General features: G+C 34.2%; 16 protein-coding genes. All 16 read right to left on the bottom strand.

What is annotated here, in order from left to right; translation table 11 throughout:
* The coding region (locus tag Q0W95_RS04505; protein WP_297790323.1) for a metallophosphoesterase at nucleotides 1-542 on the bottom strand (542 nt) is incomplete at its 3' end.
* Nucleotides 539-1111: a histidine phosphatase family protein gene (locus Q0W95_RS04500; RefSeq protein WP_297790322.1), complete on the bottom strand. Its 573-nt coding sequence runs from the start codon at nucleotides 1109-1111 to the stop codon at nucleotides 539-541. The genes Q0W95_RS04505 and Q0W95_RS04500, both read right to left, overlap by 4 nt.
* A gap of 104 nt (nucleotides 1112-1215) precedes the next feature.
* Complete coding sequence (locus Q0W95_RS04495) at nucleotides 1216-4641, bottom strand: FtsX-like permease family protein (protein WP_297790321.1); 3426 nt, start codon at nucleotides 4639-4641, stop codon at nucleotides 1216-1218.
* Between the two features lies 1 nt (nucleotide 4642).
* Nucleotides 4643-5344: an ABC transporter ATP-binding protein gene (locus tag Q0W95_RS04490; protein ID WP_297790320.1), complete on the bottom strand. Its 702-nt coding sequence runs from the start codon at nucleotides 5342-5344 to the stop codon at nucleotides 4643-4645.
* Between the two features lie 20 nt (nucleotides 5345-5364).
* The gene (gene thyX, locus Q0W95_RS04485; RefSeq protein ID WP_297790319.1) at nucleotides 5365-6132 is read right to left on the bottom strand and encodes an FAD-dependent thymidylate synthase; all 768 of its coding nucleotides are present in this window, start codon (nucleotides 6130-6132) and stop codon (nucleotides 5365-5367) included.
* Nucleotides 6133-6140: 8 nt separating this feature from the next.
* On the bottom strand, nucleotides 6141-6587 hold the full coding sequence (smpB, locus tag Q0W95_RS04480; RefSeq protein WP_297790318.1) for an SsrA-binding protein SmpB: 447 nt from the start codon (nucleotides 6585-6587) through the stop codon (nucleotides 6141-6143).
* Complete coding sequence (gene rnr / locus Q0W95_RS04475; RefSeq protein ID WP_297790317.1) at nucleotides 6571-8691, bottom strand: ribonuclease R; 2121 nt, start codon at nucleotides 8689-8691, stop codon at nucleotides 6571-6573. Before rnr ends, smpB begins: the two co-directional genes overlap by 17 nt.
* 60 nt (nucleotides 8692-8751) lie before the next feature.
* On the bottom strand, nucleotides 8752-8979 hold the full coding sequence (gene secG, locus Q0W95_RS04470; protein ID WP_297790316.1) for a preprotein translocase subunit SecG: 228 nt from the start codon (nucleotides 8977-8979) through the stop codon (nucleotides 8752-8754).
* A 143-nt stretch (nucleotides 8980-9122) separates the two neighbouring features.
* On the bottom strand, nucleotides 9123-9803 hold the full coding sequence (locus Q0W95_RS04465; RefSeq protein WP_297790315.1) for a phosphoribosylaminoimidazolesuccinocarboxamide synthase: 681 nt from the start codon (nucleotides 9801-9803) through the stop codon (nucleotides 9123-9125).
* Nucleotides 9804-9813: 10 nt separating this feature from the next.
* A complete protein-coding gene (gene purM / locus Q0W95_RS04460) occupies nucleotides 9814-10833 on the bottom strand; it encodes a phosphoribosylformylglycinamidine cyclo-ligase (protein ID WP_297790314.1) in 1020 nt (339 codons plus the stop codon).
* Nucleotides 10833-11309 (bottom strand): 5-(carboxyamino)imidazole ribonucleotide mutase, encoded by a 477-nt coding sequence (gene purE, locus Q0W95_RS04455; RefSeq protein WP_297790313.1) that lies wholly within the window; start codon nucleotides 11307-11309, stop codon nucleotides 10833-10835. Before purE ends, purM begins: the two co-directional genes overlap by 1 nt.
* An 8-nt stretch (nucleotides 11310-11317) precedes the next feature.
* The gene (gene guaB / locus Q0W95_RS04450; RefSeq protein WP_297790312.1) at nucleotides 11318-12769 is read right to left on the bottom strand and encodes an IMP dehydrogenase; all 1452 of its coding nucleotides are present in this window, start codon (nucleotides 12767-12769) and stop codon (nucleotides 11318-11320) included.
* Nucleotides 12766-17661, bottom strand: a complete 4896-nt coding sequence (locus Q0W95_RS04445) for a phosphoribosylformylglycinamidine synthase (RefSeq protein ID WP_297790311.1) — start codon at nucleotides 17659-17661, stop codon at nucleotides 12766-12768. Before Q0W95_RS04445 ends, guaB begins: the two co-directional genes overlap by 4 nt.
* Before the next feature lie 10 nt (nucleotides 17662-17671).
* Nucleotides 17672-19177 (bottom strand): bifunctional phosphoribosylaminoimidazolecarboxamide formyltransferase/IMP cyclohydrolase, encoded by a 1506-nt coding sequence (gene purH / locus Q0W95_RS04440; protein WP_297790310.1) that lies wholly within the window; start codon nucleotides 19175-19177, stop codon nucleotides 17672-17674.
* Nucleotides 19174-19719 (bottom strand): phosphoribosylglycinamide formyltransferase, encoded by a 546-nt coding sequence (locus tag Q0W95_RS04435; RefSeq protein WP_297790309.1) that lies wholly within the window; start codon nucleotides 19717-19719, stop codon nucleotides 19174-19176. The genes purH and Q0W95_RS04435 overlap by 4 nt, the downstream gene beginning before the upstream one ends.
* Nucleotides 19716-21059: an amidophosphoribosyltransferase gene (gene purF, locus Q0W95_RS04430; protein ID WP_297790308.1), complete on the bottom strand. Its 1344-nt coding sequence runs from the start codon at nucleotides 21057-21059 to the stop codon at nucleotides 19716-19718. The genes Q0W95_RS04435 and purF overlap by 4 nt, the downstream gene beginning before the upstream one ends.
* Between the last annotated feature and the right edge of the window lie 224 nt (nucleotides 21060-21283).

Here is a 21283-nt window from a genome sequence, read left to right as displayed (position 1 = left end):
ACGAGATGAGCGCAATAGGCTCGTGGGCTCGGAGATGTGTATAAGAGACAGAGGTTAAAGTAATTAGATGTAGGTCTATCAACATCCCCATGTATTAGCAAAATATTAAAAAACTCATCATCAAGATTGATATTTAGGTTTACCTTCTTTTTAAAGACCCTATCCTCATAAGAAATTCCGTATACTCTCAACCTGTTTTTTTCAAACATTTCTAATTCTTTAGAGCCGAAAATATGAAAATTATCCGGTGCTTCTTTTAAAAATAAAGAATTGAATTCATCAAAATAATCGTGGTTTCCTGAAGCATAGTAAACATCTTTACCGAAATTTTTTATAATCTTAAAAAGCCTTGAGAAATCATTAGATGAAAAATATGATCTTTCAAATAAGTCTCCAGCAATCAAAGCAAAATCAACATCTCTATTATCCCTTAAAGCTTTTTCAAAATTCATCCAAGATGCCTTCCTAATCTTAGCTGAAATATTTCTATCAAAATTAAAAGTATCTGATAAATGAGCATCTGCCAAGTGGATAAATTTCATATCTTGTTTACACTTTCTATAAGTTTTTTTCCATCTTTAACATCAAAAACAGTAAGAGAGCCATTGTCTATCCAAAAACTCCCCCAATTGGCAAGGTCTTTGAGTATCCAAAATAGGCAAGACCTAATAGCTATGCCATGAGAAATACATAGGATTGTCTTGTCTTTCTTTTGGGAAAGTTCATCCAAAAAATCACCAGTTCTTCTGATTACATCAATTCTGGATTCCCCATCTGGATAAGTTATTTCAAAATAATTTTCCATCTCTTTTTTAAAAAATTCTTTCTCATTTTCCCTTACTTCATCGATTCCTCGACCCCTAAAAAGTCCAAAATTCATTTCGTTAAGCCTTTCATCAGGGATAAATTGCGAAAATCCTAGTCTTTGAGCCGTTTCTTGACTTCTTACAAGCTTAGATGTATAAACTTCATCAATCTTATAATCCGCTAGAAGTTTTTTAGTTTTATCTAATATATAAAGACCACTTTCTGCAAGACTTGTATCTAAAGTTGAATACTTCCAATCAATATTTGCTTGCGTTTGTCCATGTCTTACTAAAATAATTTTCATAAACACCTCACTTATTATTATAACAGTGTTTATCCTTATTTCTATCTGAAAATACTAACTTAAAAAAGTTAACAAACAAAAAGTAGCTCCTAAAGAACTACTTTTTATTCTCCAGAACTCATTGCTTCTGCCATATCAATTTTCTTTAAATCTTTATGAACAAATATCAAAATCACAAGAGATATTAGGAGAGTTATTGTTCCTGATATTATATAGGATATTGGATGTGTCCTGTAAGCAAGCATAATCTCAGCAGGAGCTACCACATCAAGAATATACCTAAACATTACATATCCTAAGATATAGCCTGCAAATATTCCTAGAATTGTGAGGATAAATATTTCCCTATAAATATATGATGTTACTTCCTTAGGAAAAAATCCTAGTACCTTGACAGTTGCAAGTTCCCTTTTCCTCTCTCCTACGTTGATGCTGGTAATATTATATAATACCACTATGGCAAGGGCTGATGAGATGAAAGTTATCACACTGATTACAAGGTTTAAATTTGAAAGAAGAGCATCCATTGACTCGTAGGCCCCTGTTTTATTTATAACTGCATCAACCGCCTTCTTATCATCTAGGCTTTCTTTGATTTTTTGTGGATTACCCTTTATTAGACTAGAGTTTAAGTTAAGTTTATCCTTAATTTTCTCCTTATAGTAGTCATTTGAAATATATAAATAGTCTCCAATATAATTTTCACTAATCGCCCCAACTTTTAACTTAACCTTATCTCCATCAAGGTCAACATCAATCGTATCATTAGCTCTGAAGCCTAATTTTTTGGCAATATTTTCTGTTAAGACAACTTTTTTATCGGATAAGCTAAAAGAATTATTATCTAAATCCCTAAGGTTTACAAAATCTTTTAATTTATTATCGTCTTCTGGAATTATTATAGATAAGTCCAAACTTTCCTTTCCATTTTTCAGTTTTGCTCGTTTATTATAAACAGGAAGATTTTCATACCTTGCTAGTTCTCTTTCGTAGGTTTTTATATCTTCTTTCTTACTTGAAGTGTTCACAATTGAAACAGACTCGTAGTGAAAGATTTCTTCTTGTTGGATTTTTGATGTATCCTTGATGGCATCAATCATTGCAAAACCAAAGAATAAGAGGGCCGTACACCCACCAACTCCAAAGATAGTCATAAACATCCTTGACTTATACCTGAAAAGATTTCTAGCAGTTATTTTTTGCATAAAGGATAGACTTTTCCAGATAGGTCTTATTCTTTCTAGGAAAATCTTTGTTCCTGAATCTGGAGTTTTCCTCCTAAGAAGATTTGCTGGAGCTTCTTTTACGGTTTCACTTGAACTTATTCTAACTGTTAGAGCAATAAGGAAAGTTGAAACTACAATAGCAAGAGCCATAGTTACAAGACTTTTTGAAATAGCCATTTCTCCAACACCAAATCCTGTTGAATAGGCCTTAAATATAACTGGAAGTATTGCAAACCTACCTAAAATCGCTCCTATAACGGCTCCACAAAGCGTTGGCCCTAGACCATAGATATAAAATCTCTTTGCTATGTCCTTATCTGAATATCCCAAGGATTTTAAGGTTCCATTTATAGCTCTTTGCTCCTCTATATACCTTTTCATAGTCGTCAAAGTTACAAGCATAGCAACAAGGTAGAAAAAGGCTGGAAATACCTTTGATAGTTTATCCATATTCAAAGAATTTTTATAGTAGGTATCTATCCCTTTATTATCAAGGATACTTTCAACTTTATATTCTGGGTCAACTAAGCTTAGAAGAGCTTCCTTAGATTCTTTAATATCTCCTCTAGCTTTATTTATATCCTTATCTGCCTTAGCTTTTTCTTCAGCAATTTTTTTCTTAGCCTTGTTTAATTCTTCTTCCTTATCAAGAAGATTTCTATAGGCTTCTTCTAATTTTTTCCTACCATTTTCTTTTTGAATCTCTAGGTTTTGCAGACCATCTTTGTAGGATTTTTCACCATCTCTTAGTTTTTTCTCGTTGGCTGATATTTCATCTTTTGCCTTAAAAAGCTTGGCCTCTCCAGCTGATTTTTCCTTATTAAAATCTTCTTTTGCTAGGGCAAGCTGATTTTTCGCTTTAATTAGTCCATCTTCTTTAGCCCTTATCTCTCCTAAAGCTTGGTCAAGTTTGTATTTTTCTTCGTTATATTTTTGGTCTAAGTTACTTTTGTTAGTTTCATACTGGTTTTTAGACTTAGATATGATTTCTTCCAAATATGATATATCAGCTTCTAATTTCTGAATTTTATCTTTATTTTCTTCACTTTCTTCTTGACTTTTTAGTTGGTCAAGTTCAGACTTTTTTGACAAAAGGTTCGCCTCGTCTATACTTATACTTGCCATAGCCTCATCAAGCTTTGCTATGGAATTGTCATAGTTTTCCTTTAATTTAGCATAACCATCGCTTAATTCTTTCTGAGGTTTATCAAGCTTAGCAAAACCAAGATTTAGGTCGCTTTCCTTACTTGCAAGTTCATAATCAGCTCTTGTAATTTTATTATCAAAGTCTTTTTTATTGATTTGATAAGCTTTTTTAGCATCTTCTAACTTAGACCTTCCCTCATCCAAGTTAACCTTTGCTTTTTCCAAATCTCTTTGTCCCTTGGCAATCATGGTTTCATAAGTGTTTTTACTGTCTTGATACTTTTTAAAACCATCTCTCAATAAAACTTCACTATCTTTGATTTTTTTCTCGTTATCTTCTAAATCTCTTATGCCCTTATCTAACTTATTTTGGGCATTATCTATCTTTTTACCAGCATCATCTTTAATTTTCTTTATTACTTCAGAAGGTCTATTTTTTATTTTATCTTCTAAGATATCTTTCTTTCCTTTAACCTTGTCAAGATACGCTAATGAAGTTCTATCTAGGGATGAGAAATTTTTATAAACTATATTTGCCTCATGGTATTTATCATAGGCAAAGTTTTCTCCTAAAGTGTAGGCAAATCCTGATAATTCACTTTTGCCTATAGGTGATATCTCTTTCATATCTTCCATAAAATAATCAGAAGACTTGAAAAAACCAACCACCCTATAAGCTAACCTTTTCATCTTAAAATCTTTTTTTTGGTCTGAATTTATATATGAAAAATCGATTTTATCTCCAAGCTTATAATGCTCCTTTAATTTATAATCTAGGATTAACTCATCTGGATTTTTAGGTAAAGAGCCCTCAGTTATGATTAGTTTAGGAAGGTTTGGATCGTATTCTTTTAGCCTAATAATTTTATCCTTATCCCTTAAATCAATAGCCTTTATGAAGTTGATTTGTTCTATTTCTTTATCTGTTTTAAGTAGACTCTCATCCTCATAGTCTAAGCCATAAGTTGACCTAACTATTAGATCTGGGTGTTTATATGCCACCAAGCTGTTGTTTAGACTTTTTCTCATGCTAGGTCCTGATAGGTAAAGACCCACTACTACCATAGTAGCAAGACCTACCATGACCATAATAGAAAAAACCTTGCCCTTAGTTTTTTTGATATCCCTTAGGATACTTTTAATGTAAGTCTTATTCATACTACCACTCTATCTCATCTACAGAAACAGGACTTTCATTTATATAATCTTCAACAATTCTTCCATCTCGAATTTCAATCACTTGATCAGCCATAGGTTTAATAAGTGAATTATGGGTAATAATGACAACAGTTGCCTCCATTTGATGGCAAGCTTTTTCTAAGAGTTTTAGGATTGTTTTTCCTGTTTCATAATCTAAGGCTCCAGTTGGCTCATCACACAACAAAAGTTTGGGATTTTTGGCAAGAGCTCTTGCTATAGCTACTCTCTGTTGTTCTCCTCCAGAAAGTTGGGCTGGGAAATTTCCCAGCCTATGACTTAGACCGACTTCTTTTAATATTTCTGTTGGGTCTAGGGGATTTTTTGAAATTTCTGATGCCATTTCAACATTTTCAAGAGCTGTAAGATTTGGAATCAAATTATAGTGTTGGAAAACAAAGCCTACATCATTTCTCCTATATTCAGTGAGTTGTCTATCATTAAGGCAAGTCAAGTTTTTACCATCTATAAGTATTTCCCCACTTGTAGCCTTATCCATCCCCCCAAGAAGATTTAAGAGAGTTGTCTTTCCTGCTCCGCTTGCTCCAACTATTATCAAAAGCCTTCCCTTTTCTAAGGAGAAATTTATATCATCATTGGCTACAATTTTACTATCTCCTGATTTAAACTCTTTTCTTAAATTGTTTAATTGTATATAGGCCATAGGAATCTCCTAACTTTTTTCTACATGTTACTAAATCTCTCTCGGACTTGTTTAATCTTTCCACAAGTCATCTTCCCCTCAGGACAAGATCCACCAATACAAGATGGGCCTGCCTTTAAGAAAAGATTTGGGTAAATATCTTTAACAAGTCTTATCATCTGATCTGACATATCTCTAATCTCCCACTGAGCTCTCAAACAACTTCTAACTGCAAAAAAGTGAAGTAAGGTTCGAGCATTCATTGTAAAGACAATTTTTGTTTCACAAGCATTAGGAAAAGCATATCTAGCATCCTCGATAGCTTTTTTTGATGCAGACCTCCTAGCAGATTTTTCCTCTAAACCTTCCTTGATAAAGGCCTCGTAATGTTTTGCTTGCAAAATTTCCACAAGCTCATCATAGGCTTTTTGGCATGCCTGCATATGATTTTGGAAAATTTTCTTGGCTTCTTCATCCTTTTCTATCTCTTTAGGAATTATGTATTCGAATTGGTCAAGCTTAACATATCTTTGAGATTGCTGAGAGTAGGAAGCAAGTCTATGACGAACAAGCTGGTGGGTCAAGACTCGTGAAACTCCCTCGACAGCAAAAGTAAAGGAAATATGTTCGATGGGAGATAAGTGTCCCAAATCCGCAAGCATTTTAACATACCTTGCTATAGATTCTTCGTCTTGTTTTTGAGCTATTTCATCAACTCCAACAGGCGAATAACACAGCTTGCCTGCTTGAGCTATCGTCTCTTCGCCATTTCGAGTATAATTCAGAAGTTTTACCTTTAATTCTGTCATCATTATTCCTATCTGTGATTTTTTAAGGCTCTGTCAATTTTTCTCTTATCTTCCTTTGCCTTTATTGATTCTCTCTTATCATATTGCTTTTTCCCCTTGGCAAGGGCGAGTTCTAATTTAACAAGACCATCTCTTTCATAAACCCTTAAGGGAACTATTGTATATCCAGCTTGAGTTTTTACTCCAATTAACTTATTAATCTCTTTTTTATGAAGTAAAAGCCTTCTAGTTCTTGTTGGATCTATATCCTTATCGTAGGCTTGCTCATAGGGTGTTACATGCATACCATAGATAAACATCTCTCCATTTCTATCAGAAATAAAAGATTCTTTAATGGATACTTTTCCTTTTTTTATTGATTTTACTTCACTGCCTAAAAGGGATAACCCAGCCTCGTATTTCTCTTCTATGAAATAATCATGGTAGGCTTTTTTATTGTTAGCTAATAGTTTCATCTTCTACCTCCATATCAAAATCTATATTTCTTTGGTAAAGGTCGACGTTTCTTACTCTTATTTTTACCCTATCTCCTATAGAATAAAAAATCTTTTTAGTCGAATTGAAAGCTTTCATGGTCTCTTCAATATAATCGTACCTATCTTCAGAAAATTTATACATAAATAAACCCTCAACCGTATTTTCAAGCTCAATAAAAATTCCAAAATCAGTTATTGATGAAATTATCCCAAAAAAATCATCCCCAACAAATCTTCTCATGTACTTACACTTTAATAAATCTTCCACATCTCTTTCACAATCCTCACTCCTTCTTTCGGTCATTGAAAGGTGATCAGCATTTTTTTCTAGGATTTTCTCAAGGCTTGTCTGATTTATACTTGTAAGTTTATTGTGAAGGTATTTTTTTAAGAGTCTATGGACTATTAGATCTGGATATCTTCTTATTGGAGAAGTGAAGTGAGTGTAAAATTCTGTTGATAAGCCAAAATGTATATCCCTATGCTCAGAATACTTAGCCTTTTGCATAGTTCTAAGCATCAATAAATTAATCACAGACTCCATTTCTTTTCCCTCAACTTCTTCCAAAATATGCTGAAAATCTTTGGAATGTAACTCACTACCTCTTATTGTAATTCCAATAGCCGCTAGGGCTCTCTTAAAGGATTCAATTTTTTCTTGACTAGGTTTTTCGTGGACTCTATAGATGAAAGGATAGTCCATATAAGCAAAAAGACTCGCCACACACTCATTTGCACATAGCATAAACTCTTCAATCATTTTGTTTCCTGACCCCCTATATAGGTTAGAAATATTTAAAACTTTTCCATCATCTGCCACATCTATTTGACTTTCAGAAAAGTTGAAGTCGATTGAACCTCTTGTATGCCTCTTCTGGCTTAGGATTTCTCTAAGGTCATTAAATTCTAAAAGCTTTTCTTTTAACAAATCATCAGCATAAACTTCCCCATCGCCATCATCTAAAAAAACATTTACATCATCATATACTAATCTGTAGTTAGAATTAATAACTGACTCATAAAAATCATTGGCAATAACTTTTCCTTTTTTGTTAATAGTTATTTTAAGACTTAGGCAAAGTCTATCCTCCTTGGGATTAAGGGAACAAATTCCATTTGATAGTTCTTCTGGTAGCATTGGAATAACAAGATTAAATAGGTAAGTTGAGTTACCTCTTTCATAGGCATCATCATCAATAGCTGTGCCCTTTTTTACATAGTGGGCAACATCGGCAATGTGAACGTACAAATCATAGTTATCGCCATTTTTTTCTATAGAAATCGCATCATCAAAGTCTTTTGAATCCCTACCATCTATAGTAACTGTAAACAAGTCTCTTAGATCCATTCTTCCATCAAGTTCTAAACCTGAAACCGTATCTTTTACATATAAAACTTCCTTCTTCGTTTCTTTAGAAAACTCGTTTGGTATATTGTGGGATCTTACTAAGGAAAGGATATCAATATTTTTATCGTTCTTGTTTCCAATTATTTCCGTAATCCTACCTTCTGGCTTGCCCTTTTTAGGGTAGTTGATAATTTCAACTACGACCTTATCCTTATTCTTGGCTTTTTTTGCATACTTATCTTCTATAAATATATCATTTCCAAAATTCTTGCTATCTGGAATAACAAAACCAAAACCCTTGTTTTTTTGGTAGATGCCTATTACTTCTTCATTTGCCCTTTCAATAATTTCTCTTACTCTTCCTTCAGCATTCTTGCCACCTTCTTTTTGTCTTATAATATCAATCTTCACTCTATCACTGTTATGAGCATTAAAAAGATTATCTCTCTTTATAAATACATCAGGAAAATCTTCATTATCTGATATGAAAAAACCATACCCTCCTTGGGCAATGGAAATTTTTCCTATTAGGGAAAGTTCTTCTTCACTAAGGGGCATGATGCGTTTTTTATTTGAAATTCGAATTTTATTATCTTTTTCTAAGTCTTTTAGTAGGGCTTCTACAGCTTTTCTTGTGTACTTATCCACATCAAGATAAGCCTCCAATTCCTTAATGGTCATCGGTATATAAGAAGGATCATATACTAAATTTAATATAAGTTCTTTTAAGTTCATCAAAACTCCTCTTGTCTATAATAAAAAAAGGCTAAGCTATATTATATAGCTTACCCCTTCTTAGTTAATTGCTACCATGATTATGCTTCCAATAAAAAGAAGTATTCCTCCTGCAATAGCAACTTTATCTAGCATTTCATTTTTTGATCTGTGAGCACTTCTACCAAACACGTTTGTTTGTGTTCCTGATAGAGCACCTAGACCTTCTGTTTTAGGATCTTGTAGTGTTACTGCTCCTATTATTATAATTGAGGCAATAACAAGTACAATCGCTAAGAAATTTACCATATAGACACCTCCGCTTCGTACCTTGTTATAATACCACAAAAGACTTAGGATTTCAATTATTTTTACTATAATGCAGAACTAATCTACCTTCTATTTCCAAAATAATATAGCTCAGTTAGGATCTAAAGCTTCCTAATTTATTTCTAACCCAACATTATTTTTTCTAGTTCAAGTGGTTCTATATATTTACCATCCTTATAGGCTCTCATATTTCCGCCTGAGATTTCATCTATTAAAGCGACTTTTCCGCCTTCTATTCTACCAAATTCAAATTTGATATCGTATAGGTCTAATCCTTTCTTAGCAAGTTCCTCTTTGACAATCTCACCAATATCTAAAGCTAAAGCCTTTAATTGTTCATACTCTTCTTCGGTCATTATATTTAGAAGAGCAAGGGCGTCTTTTGTTATTAGTGGATCTTCTCTCTCATCATCTTTTAAGGTTATCTCAACATATGGTTTGATTTTTGTTCCAGATTCAATATATCTACCATATCTTCTGATAAAGGATCCTACTGCATAGTATCTTACGATTACTTCGACTCCTTGTCCGAAAACTTCAGCTTTTTTTACAATAGCTTCATTTTTGTTAAGGTCTGCTGATATGAAATGTGTTGTTAGTCCTCTATCATTTAGTTTTTCGTAGAAAAATTTGGTCATTGCAACTGCTTGGTGGCCAGCTCCTTCCATGGTTAGACCTACACTGTTAGCACCTGGATCAAAAACTCCATTATTACCTGTTACATCATCTTTGAATTTTAGTAGATATTGTTCATCATTTAATTTGTAAACATCTTTTGTTTTTCCTGTGTATACTTTTTCCATGGCTATCTCCTTATAAATTAATTTTAATTTCCTTATTACCTTTAGTTACTCTTCCAACAATTTCTGCCTCGCCATTTAATATTTCAAGACAAGTTTCGACGTCATCTTGGCTTACAAAAACCACCATACCAACTCCCATGTTAAAGGTGTGATACATTTCCTCAGTTTCGATGTTGCCCCATTCTTGAATTTTTGTAAAAATCGGGTCAAGTTTTAACCTAGTCAAATCAAATTCAACGGCAAGGTCATCTTTTAATACCCTAGGCACATTCTCATAAAGACCTCCACCTGTTATATGGGAAATGGCTTTTATTTCTAGATTTTCTAACAACGATTTTATTTCTTGTGCATAAATCTTAGTAGGTGTTAGAAGTTTTTGTCCAATAGTTTGTTTATCATCAAACTTATTGTCCAAGTTTATTCCTGCTAAATTCATGCTTGCCCTTACTAGAGAAAATCCATTAGAATGAACTCCTGATGAGTAAAGACCAATAGCGATATCACCTTCTTTCAATTTTGAACCATCAATTAATTTTTTCTTATCACAAAGACCAACAGCAAAACCTGCTAGGTCGTAATCATTTTCTTTATAGATGCCTGGCATCTCGGCAGTTTCTCCTCCTATAAGAGCACAACCAGCTTGCTTACATCCTTTGGAAACTCCATCAACAAGAGCGGCCATTTTTTTAGGATTTAATTTTCCTGTTGCTATGTAGTCTAGGAAAAATAGTGGACTTCCACCTTGGCAAAGTATGTCGTTTACACACATGGCTACACAATCAATCCCTACTGTATCGTGCTTGTCCATATCCATAGCAAGTTTTATTTTTGTTCCTACCCCATCTGTACCGCTTAAAATTACAGGCTCAGCAATCCCAGTAAGGTCAGGTTTAAAAGCTCCAGCAAATCCTCCGATTCCTGTGAGAACCTCCTTGCCATGGGTTTGCTTGACAATCTTTTTAATCAGTTCAACTTCTTCGTAGCCTTTTTCCTTATCAACACCAGCATCTTTGTATGTTAGCTTATCCATTATATTTCCTCTAGTTTATCATTATCTTCTCGTACCTTATCAAGCATTTCTTTTTTGTAAGCTTGTAATTTACCAACTAAGACTTCATCTGATAAAGCAAGAATTTGGATAGCTAGTAAGGCTGCGTTATCACCTCCATTTATTGCGACGGTTGCTACAGGTACACCTTTAGGCATTTGCACCATAGACAAAAGTGCATCAAGGCCAGAAGTATTGCTTCCTCCTACCGGGATTCCTATGACTGGTTTTATGGTCATACCTGCCATTACACCAGCCAAGTGAGCTGCCATTCCTGCAATCCCTATATATACTTTAGCATCATCCTTATGAATTGTATCTTGCAATAATTCCAAAGCTCTGTGAGCTGAAATTACTGATACTTCATAAGATACTTCAAATTTCTTTAAGATAGCCGTAACTTTCTTGGCAATTTCTACATCTGAGGCTGAACCCATTATAACTCTTACGTCTGTCATTTTTCCTCCTAGTTTTTAGAATAGTTTGGTGATTCTCTTGTTATTGTAATATTGTGAGGGTGATTTTCTATCAAAGATGCAGAAGTAATTCTAATAAACTTGGCCTTGTCATAAAGTTCCTTTAAGTCTTTACTTCCAACATAGCCCATACCTGATTTAAGACCTCCTAGTAATTGGTAAACAACTTCACTAACTGGTCCCTTGTAGGCAACCCTTCCTTCAACTCCTTCTGGAACATATTTTTTGGTGTTTGTTTGAAAATACCTATCTCCCGAACCATCTTTCATAGCAGCAAGAGAACCCATACCCCTGTATTCCTTATATTGTCTACCTTGGAAAACTATAGTTTCTCCTGGAGATTCCTCAGTACCTGCAAACAGAGATCCTGCCATTATGACTTTCGCTCCACAAGCAAGTGCCTTAGTTATATCTCCAGAATACTTGATACCTCCATCGGCAATCACTGGAATATCATATTTCTCAGCTTCCTTTACGCAGTCTATAATAGCTGTAATTTGTGGTACACCTATACCTGTTACAACCCTTGTGGTACATATTGAACCTGGACCTATACCAACCTTTACGGCATCAACACCAGCCTCTATCAAATCACGAGTTGCATCAGCTGTAGCTACATTTCCTGCAATAAGGTCGAGGTCTGGGTATTTTTCCTTGATTTTTCTGATAGCTTTTAGAACATTTTTTGAATGGCCATGGGCAGTATCAAGAGTTATAACATCTACATTAGCAGAAACTAATGCATCAACTCTTTCCATCATATCATTTGTAATTCCAACAGCCGCACCAACAACTAATCTATTATTACAATCTCTTGCTGATTGTGGATATTGTCTTGATTTTTCAATATCTTTTATAGTAATAAGACCCTTTAGCTTATAATCATCATCTACAATTGGAAGCTTCTCGATTTTAGCTTTCTCCATTAGTTTGATAGCCTCAGCCATCTTTATACCTTCCCTACCAACTACCAAGTCTTCCTTGGTCATTATAGAGTCAATCAAAGTCTTAGGATTTTCTACAAATCTCACATCCCTATTGGTTAAGATTCCCTTTAGGTACATTTCCTTATCTACTATTGGCACACCTGAAATCCTGTAATTTGCCATAATATCCAAGGCATCTTGGAGGATATTATCTGGATGTAAATAGAATGGATCTGTTATTACGCCATGTTCTGACCTTTTAACAACATCAACTTGTCTAGCTTGTTCAGCTATTGGCATATTTTTATGAATTATGCCTATTCCTCCTTGTCTTGCCATAGCTATCGCCATCTGAGACTCTGTTACTGTATCCATGCCTGCTGACATCATTGGTATATTTAGTTTAATCTTCTTGGTCAAATAAGTTGTTGTATCAACCTCGTTTGGCAAAACCTCTGACGGTCCTGGTACTAAAAGTACATCATCAAATGTTAATCCTTCTCCTAAAAATTTCATTGGACTTCCTTTCTAAAATAATTTACTGCATTTTCAAATATTGCTTCTCTTTCTACATGGTAAACATTCTTGAACAAATCGTCATCAACTCTTTCTGCATGTGCCATCCTACCTAAAATTTTGCCATCTTTAGAAATTATTCCTTCTATATTGTAACAAGATCCATTAGGAGATGATTCATACACTGAGAATATCTGATCATTGTCAAGGAGTTCTTTTAATTTTTCTTCATTAACTATAAATCTTCCCTCGCCATGGGATATTGGTAGCCTATATGTTTTGTTCAAGTCAATTCCAACAGTCCACGGACTAGAATTAGTTAGGGCTTTTGTATTTACAAAAGTTGCTATGTGTCGGCTCGAAGTATTAAAGGTTAGAGTTGGATCGTCTTTTTTTGGAATTATTATCTTTCCATATGGTAGAAGACCAGTCTTAACCAAGGCTTGGAAGCCGTTACATATGCCTAATATTAGACCATCATTCTTATTTAATAGGACATCAATGGCCCTTGCTACTTTTTCGTTTCTCAAAATATTTGCTAAGAACTTAGCTGAACCATCTGGCTCATCTCCTAGTGAAAAACCCCCTGGTATCATAAATATCTGTGCGTCTTCTAGGGATTTTTCTAGCCTATCAATAGATTGTTCTATATCTTCTTGGTTTTGATTTCTAAATACCAAGATTTCAGTTCTAGCTCCTGCTTTTTCAAAAGCATTAGCACTATCTATTTCACAATTTGTTCCAGGTGCTTGAAGAATTAGGACCTTTGGTTTTGAACAAGGTTTGTTTGATTTTAACCTTCTGCTAACTTTTTTAGGACTCAATTTTTCTAACTTTATATCATCATATCCCTGGAATATTTCATCTAAACCATGAACATAGGAATTATATAAGGTATCTTGGTCAATAATCTGCCCATTTACTATTATTTCTCGGCTAAACTCTCCAATATTTTCTATAGATTCTCTATCTTCCTTATACTCGACTACGAAAGAGCCAAACATAGGATTATATAAATTATCATAATCTATCCTAAATCCAGTATTACCTACAGCTTGTTCGTAGATATCTGTAAGTAGACCCTTACGGCTTAAGGCTACTGCAGAAATTATATTTCCCGAACGAATTTCTCTATTTATTTTTAAGAAATTATCCTTTAACTTCCCAAGATCTAGGGTTCCATCTTCCTTGTACGGAGTTTTTATTAGGCCAATTTTTCCCTCACCCTTGAGGTCATTGGTTATTATATTTTCAATATCTTCAGTTGTAACTGCAAAAGATATAAGAGTTGGTGGGACTTTTATATTTTCAAAAGTGCCACTCATACTATCCTTACCTCCAATAGGTGGAGTTTGGAAATATGATGAAACCTCAAAAGCTCCAAGTAGAGACTTTAATGGTTTTGACCAAGCCTTATCATTATCCATTGATTCATAAAATTCCTGGAAGGATAGCCTAATTTTGTTAAGGTCAGAACCTATCGCCACAAGTCTTGCTAGTGATTCTACAACTGCATAATATCCTCCCAAATACTGGCAAGATGATGAAAGTGCTGGATCAAAACCATAGCTCATCAGTGATACTGTTTTAGAAACTCCTTTTTCTACTGGAATCCTCGCAACCATTACTTGAGCAGGATTTAGAAGTTTGTTCCCTCCTAAGGGATTCAATACAGTATTTCTACCAATAGATGGGTCAAACAATTCTATTAGATTTTTCTTACTTAAAGAATCTAAGCTTTTGATTTTCTCGTAAAACTTATTTGCGTCATCATCTTTTTCAACCAAAAGTTCTGGAATACTTTCACTCACATAAGAAACTTTGGCAAATCTTTCTGCTCCATCCGTATTTATGAAATCATAGGATAAGCTTCCAACAATCTTATCTCCATAATATAAAGTCATGTAATTTGAGGAAGTTACCCTTGCAACTACTGTGGCTTCGATATTTTCTTCCCTGGCATAGGTCATAAATTCTTCTAGGTCTTTTTTATCAATCATAACTGCCATTCTTTCCTGAGATTCGGAAATTGCAATTTCAAAAGGTTTGAGTCCTTCATATTTTAATGGAACCCTATCAAGGAATATATCAATTCCATCAGCGAGCTCTCCAATGGCAACTGCTACCCCACCAGCTCCAAAGTCATTACACTTTTTAATAAGCCTTGCAACTTCATTCCTCCTAAAGAGTCTTTGAATTTTTCTCTCTTCTGGAGCGTTACCTTTTTGAACTTGGGCTGATTCTGTGTGGATTGAGCTTATCTTGTGGGCTTTTGATGAACCAGTAGCCCCTCCAATTCCATCTCTTCCAGTTCTTCCTCCCAGAAGAATTACTAAATCTCCATCCTTAGGTTCTAGTCTTTTGACATTTTTAACTGGAGCTGTCGCAATAACTGCCCCACACTCCATTCTCTTCGCAGTATAACCTGGGTGGTAAAATTCATCGACAAGACCTGTCGCAAGACCTATCTGATTTCCATAGGAAGAATAACCTAGAGCTGCTTCTTTAGTAATCTTTGCTTGAGGTAATTTCCCCTCAAGGGTATTTTCGTAAGGTTCTTTAATATTTCCTGCTCCGCTCAATCTCATGGCTTGATAAACATAGGCCCTACCTGAAAGTGGATCTCTAATAGCTCCACCCAAGCAAGTTGATGCTCCTCCGAAAGGCTCGATTTCTGTTGGATGGTTATGAGTTTCATTTTTAAACATCAATAAGTAATCTTCAAGAATTTCAACTCCATCTTTTAAGACCCTAACCTTGGTGTAAATAGAACAAGCATTAATCTCATTACTTACTTCAAGGTCATCAAAATCATTATTTGCTCTCATATATTTTGTAAGTATTGTACCAAAGCTCATTAGATTTATTGGTTTTTTGATATTTAACTCTTCTCTCATCCTTAGGTATTTTTCGAATGAGTTCTCAATCGCTTCATCTAGCTTAGTTTGAGCTTGTATATTTATATCAAGGTAGGTATTAAAGGTAGTATGCCTACAATGATCTGACCAATAAGTATCTAAAATTTTAATTTCCGTTTCATTTGGATCTCTTTTTTCTTTGATAAAATAATCTCTAACAAGTTTAATATCGTCAATGCTCATAGCCATGGAATTATCTTCAATAAATTTATTTAAGTCTTTATCATCAAAGTTCCTAAAACCTTCAAAGCTAATATTTTCTGTATTTTTTTTGTGGTTTGACTTTAAGGTTGTAGGAATTCCCAAAAGGTCAACTCTATGAGAATCAACTGGATTTATTAGAAAACTTTCGAGTTTATCTAAGTCTTTATTGGTTATACCTTCTATCTCATAAACTGTAGATGACCTAACTTCAAGATTTTTATCATTAATTACAAGTAAAGCCGTATCTAGGAGGCCCTGTTCTCTTTGGTTAAACTGACCTGGCAAATACTGGCTTACAATCGTTGGTCCAAGCCTTTCTTGAAGATCGAAACAATCTTCAAAAGCAAATACTTCATCAACTGGACTTTCGCTCAAAACCGTATCCATTAGTTTTTTAACATTATAATCGCTTGTTTCTAGGTCATATCTTTTGTATATTTTAAGATTTTTAACCTCAATTCCTAGAGAAGTTTTGATGTTTTTCATTAGATTTTTTGATTCAAAGTCAAACTTGTCTCTTTTTCTAACATAGACTCTCTTAACGCTTGGACCAATATCTTTTCTGTAGTATTTTCCTTCAAAATTTACTTTTATAGCATCTTCATAGATTACTTTCCTGATTTCATCAAATGAATCACCACTTGCTAGAAGATTTAGAACTCTTCCTGAGCTTGTAAGAATTTTGCCACCCTCTATTTTTGTACCTGCATGATAAATTGTAGACTTAATTCCTTTGTCTAAATCTATCTCTTTTCCAGTCTGATAGCTTGATGGATAGCCCCTTGATGCAAGAATAAGGCAAATAGCTTTTTTGTTATTTGTTTTAAGGTCGATTTGAGCGAGGTCGGCAGATGATGTAGCTTTTAGGAGGTCTAAAAGGTCATTATCAATTAATTCTAGAACAACCTGAGTTTCTGGATCTCCAAATCTTACATTAAATTCTAAAACATAAATGCCATTCTCATTAATCATAAATCCTATAAAGAGAACGCCTCTGTAGTCAATTTTTTCTTTATTAAAACCATCAAGAATTTTTGGTAGAATCTCTTTCGCAATCTTTTCCTTAAAAACATCTGCCTCTATGTTTGGTGCATAAGTTCCCATTCCACCAGTGTTTGGCCCTTCCTCTTTTTCAAAGATTTTCTTGTGGTCCTTGCTTGTTGGGAGGGGGATAATAGTTTTTGAATCTGTAAGACAGAGTAGGCTCATCTCAAAACCATGGATAAATTCTTCAATTACTATTAGTTTGTCAGTTCTAAAAACCTCATCAACCTTACTTTCAAATTCATCTATGGAACTTATTATAAAAACTCCCTTGCCACCAGCAAGTCCATCTCTTTTTAATACAACCTTTCCATCCTTTTCTATGATGTCTTTGCCGAAACTTAGAGCCTTTTCTTTGTCAGAAGTTTGGATGTATTTGGCTGTATTAATCCCATACCTAGTAAGGAAATCTTTGGTATAGGCTTTACTTGATTCAAACTTAGATGCTTGTTTATTTACTCCAAATATTTCTAGTCCATTTTCTTCAAAAACATCAACTATTCCTGAACATAGCGGATTTTCTGGCCCAACAACTGTATAATCTATTGAATTTTCTTTTGCAAAAGCAACTAATTTATCAATATCTTCCGAACTTATTTCAACATTTTTCCCTAATTCACTTGTTCCAGCATTTCCAGGTGCAAAGTAAAGCTCTCTTCCGTCTTTTTTTAGCTTACTGCCTATTGCGTGTTCACGTCCTCCCGAACCAATTATTAGAATTTTCATATTACTATCCTTAATGTTTAAAATGGCGATTTTTAGAAAATACCATGCTCATTTTATATTCGTTGCATTTATCAATAGATGCTTGATCCTTTATTGAACCACCTGGTTGGATAATTGCTTCAATTCCCATTTCGTGAGCAAGTTCAACCGTATCAGGAAAAGGAAAGAAAGCATCAGAGCCCAAAACTGCTCCGCTAAAATCCCTATCCTTAAAGTGGTCTCTGATTGATTCTAATGCCCATACTCTTGATTGCTGACCAGCTCCACATCCAAGAGTTTTCATACCTTTGGCAACAACAATAGCATTAGACTTAACATATTTCACAACTTTCTGTGCAAAAAGTAAGTCTTTAATTTCTTCTTCACTAGGTTTTTTATCAGTTACTATGTTTATCTCATCTATAGCAAAATCCTTATCTTGAATAAGAACCTTGCCATTCAAATATCTTATTTCTTCTCTAACTTGGTCATTTTCATAATTGATTCTTACAAGCCTTATATTTTTCTTTTTTGTAAGAATATCAAGAGCCTCTTTAGTAAAATCTTTGGCTGCTATTATTTCTAGGAAAATCTCATGCATTTTTTCTGCTGACCTTTGATCTACTACACCATTTACTGCAAGTATTCCTCCAAATATTGATTGGCTATCGCATTCAAAGGCTTTCATATAGGAATCATAGACACTTGATCCAACAGCAACCCCGCATGGTGATTGGTGTTTTAAGGCAACAACTGCATTATCTCCTAACTCTTGGGCAAGTTCTATAGCTGGATTTAGGTCATTATAATTGTTATAACTCATTTCCTTGCCATGAATCACCTCTATATTTTCCATCAGACCTTTTACAAAAGGGTCATTATAAATAGCTGCCTTTTGGCTTGGATTCTCGCCATATCTTAGGTCTGCTTCTTTTTCAAAACCATAAGTCTTATATTTTGACTCTTCTCCTATTAATTTTGAGAAATATCTTGCAATTAACGAATCATAGAAAGCTGTTAGGTTATAGGCCTTCATAGCAAGTTTTTGTCTATAAGCTAGGTCATCTTCTTTATTTTTAATTCTTTCTATAAGTTCATCATAATCAGCTGGGTCAGTTACAATTAAAACGTCCTTATGGTTTTTGGCAGCTGATCTAACCATTGATGGACCACCTATATCTATATTTTCAACAATATCTTCTGGGTTGCCCCTATCTAAAGCTTTCTGAAACTCATATAAATTTACCACGACTATATCAATCGGTTTGATTGAAAGTTCATTGATTGTATCTACATGGCTTTCATCATCCCTTTTGTAGAGAATACCACCATGAACATAGGGAGATAGAGTCTTAACCCTTCCTTCAAGAATTTCTGGAAAGTTTGTTAATTTTTCGATTTCGTTAACTTCTATACCACTTTCCTTAATCTTTTTGTATGTACCACCTGTTGAGATAAGGTCAACACCTAAGTCCCTAAGATTTTTGGCTAGTTCTACTATTCCTGTCTTGTCTGTTACTGATAATAAAGCTCTCAATTTTCTACCTCCAATTTCTTAATTACTTCTTTCAAGCTAAGATGCTCTATCTTGAGTATGGCATCTGCAAGGTCATCAACACTTTTACACCCACTTATATCTACTTTTTTTTGTAATATAATAGCTCCATCATCTAAATTTTCATTTACATAGTGGATTGTAACTCCGCTAGTCTTTTCTTTATTCTCAAAGACTGCTTCGTGAACATGCCTTCCATAAAATCCCTTACCTCCATATTTGGGAAGTAATGAAGGATGGATATTTATAATTTTGTAAGTATTTATTAGTTTCTTGCTAATCCTTGGCAAGTATCCAGCAAGTACAATTAAATCAATCTTATAGTCCTTTAAAAACTCTAGGATTTCATCATCATCCTTGCTCACAAGATATGCTATGTGATTTAATCTAGCAAATTCTAAGCCTTTTGCCTCTTTATTACTAACAATAGCTTTTATCTGACTTGTAAAGAACTTATCTTTCTGGGCCTCTATTAGAGCCTTTAGGTTAGTTCCTGTACCAGATATAAATACTGCAAGGTTCATATCTCATCCCTTTCTACTGGATAATCTCCTGTGAAGCAAGCCTTACAGAAGTTAACCGGAATATTTGTTAATTTAAGGAGATTATCCAAGGATAAAAATTCCAAGCTATCTGCACCTATATTTTCTCTAATTTCTTCAATTGATAAGGTTGATGCAATAATTTTCTCCTTATCTGGGGTATCAACCCCGTAATAGCAAGGGTTAGTGAAGGGAGGAGATGTAACTCTAAAGTGAACTTCTTTAGCTCCAGCCTTTCTAATCCTTTTTATTAGCTTAGCACTTGTTGTTCCCCTAACGATTGAATCATCAACCAAAACTATGCTCTTTCCCTCAAGAACTGACTTTTGTGGATTTAACTTTAATCTTACAGCAAGTTCTCTTTCCTCTTGGCTGGATTTAATAAAAGTTCGTCCCATGTATCTATTTTTTACAAGTCCAGCAGCAAAAGGAATCCCGGATCTTTGGGCAAAGCCAATAGCTGATGGAGTACCTGAGTCAGGAACTGGACAAACCAAGTCCGCCTTTATAGGAGCTTGGTCAAAGAGCAATTCACCACTTTTTGACCTAAACATATAAGAATTTATTCCCTCTATGTTAGCATCAGGCCTTGCTGTATATACATACTCAAAAATACAATGCTTACAATTTGCCTTATCATCTGCAGGATATGAGCTAATCCCGTTCTTATCGACAACAACAATTTCTCCAGCCTTTATATCTCTGTAAGTATCAATATCTAAAATTTCTATCGAACAATTTTCACTAGCTATAACTGTAGTATCATCATCAAAACCAACCATCAAAGGTCTTATACCATTGTAGTCCCTGAAACCAACTATCTTATCTGGCATACAAAGCACACAAGAATAAGCTCCCCTAATATCATCCATAGTTTTTCTTATTGCTTTTACAATATCACCTTCATAATATCTGGTAATTAAAAGTAAAATCAATTCACTATCAGTGTATGTATGAAAGGCCGTGCCCCTCTCTTCCTCTTTTCTCTTTAAACTCTTATAATTTACAATATTTCCATCATGTGCTATAGAAAATTCATTACCTTTGGCAAAACTTACTAAAGGTTCAACATTATACTCTTGATTACATCCTTCTGGTGCACTTCTAACATGACCTATAGCGTATTCACCCTCGCTATCTTTCAAATTATCATCATCAAAAATTTCATTGACAAGACCCATTCCCCTAATTCTATTTAGGTTTTTCCCATTTGATAGGACTATACCTGAAGCATCCTGACCCCTATGTTGAATAGAACTTAATGAATAAAATAATTTCTTAGCCTTATCGGTATTTGATTTTATTCCAACTACGCCACTCATATGTAAATAATTACCTCCCTTCTAACTAATTAACCATATTAAAAAGAGAGCCCAAAACAGGACTCTCTTTAAGCGCACGGCAAATTAATACAATTGGAAATCTAAGCTTCTTTATGAAGGCAAAGATAGAGTATACTAAGCATGAAAAAATATATTCAAAATTTGACTTCTTTTTAAAGAAATTTTCAAATAGACTTTTATTTGTCATAGTACCCTCCATCTTC

The organism is uncultured Anaerococcus sp., assembly GCF_947253225.1.
In the GTDB taxonomy this organism is placed as follows: domain Bacteria; phylum Bacillota; class Clostridia; order Tissierellales; family Peptoniphilaceae; genus Anaerococcus.
This window is presented reverse-complemented; position numbering and strand designations above follow the sequence as displayed.

Bases quoted from the DNA above. Each gene is read 5' to 3' on its own strand.
- Q0W95_RS04500 (WP_297790322.1), bottom strand. From the start codon at position 1,111: ATGAAAATTATTTTAGTAAGACATGGACAAACGCAAGCAAATATTGAT.
- Q0W95_RS04495 (WP_297790321.1), bottom strand. From the start codon at position 4,641: ATGAATAAGACTTACATTAAAAGTATCCTAAGGGATATCAAAAAAACT.
- Q0W95_RS04490 (WP_297790320.1), bottom strand. From the start codon at position 5,344: ATGGCCTATATACAATTAAACAATTTAAGAAAAGAGTTTAAATCAGGA.
- thyX (WP_297790319.1), bottom strand. From the start codon at position 6,132: ATGACAGAATTAAAGGTAAAACTTCTGAATTATACTCGAAATGGCGAA.
- smpB (WP_297790318.1), bottom strand. From the start codon at position 6,587: ATGAAACTATTAGCTAACAATAAAAAAGCCTACCATGATTATTTCATA.
- rnr (WP_297790317.1), bottom strand. From the start codon at position 8,691: ATGAACTTAAAAGAACTTATATTAAATTTAGTATATGATCCTTCTTAT.
- secG (WP_297790316.1), bottom strand. From the start codon at position 8,979: ATGGTAAATTTCTTAGCGATTGTACTTGTTATTGCCTCAATTATAATA.
- Q0W95_RS04465 (WP_297790315.1), bottom strand. From the start codon at position 9,803: ATGGAAAAAGTATACACAGGAAAAACAAAAGATGTTTACAAATTAAAT.
- purM (WP_297790314.1), bottom strand. From the start codon at position 10,833: ATGGATAAGCTAACATACAAAGATGCTGGTGTTGATAAGGAAAAAGGC.
- purE (WP_297790313.1), bottom strand. From the start codon at position 11,309: ATGACAGACGTAAGAGTTATAATGGGTTCAGCCTCAGATGTAGAAATT.
- guaB (WP_297790312.1), bottom strand. From the start codon at position 12,769: ATGAAATTTTTAGGAGAAGGATTAACATTTGATGATGTACTTTTAGTA.
- Q0W95_RS04445 (WP_297790311.1), bottom strand. From the start codon at position 17,661: ATGAAAATTCTAATAATTGGTTCGGGAGGACGTGAACACGCAATAGGC.
- Q0W95_RS04435 (WP_297790309.1), bottom strand. From the start codon at position 19,719: ATGAACCTTGCAGTATTTATATCTGGTACAGGAACTAACCTAAAGGCT.
- purF (WP_297790308.1), bottom strand. From the start codon at position 21,059: ATGAGTGGCGTAGTTGGAATAAAATCAAATACCGATAAGGCTAAGAAA.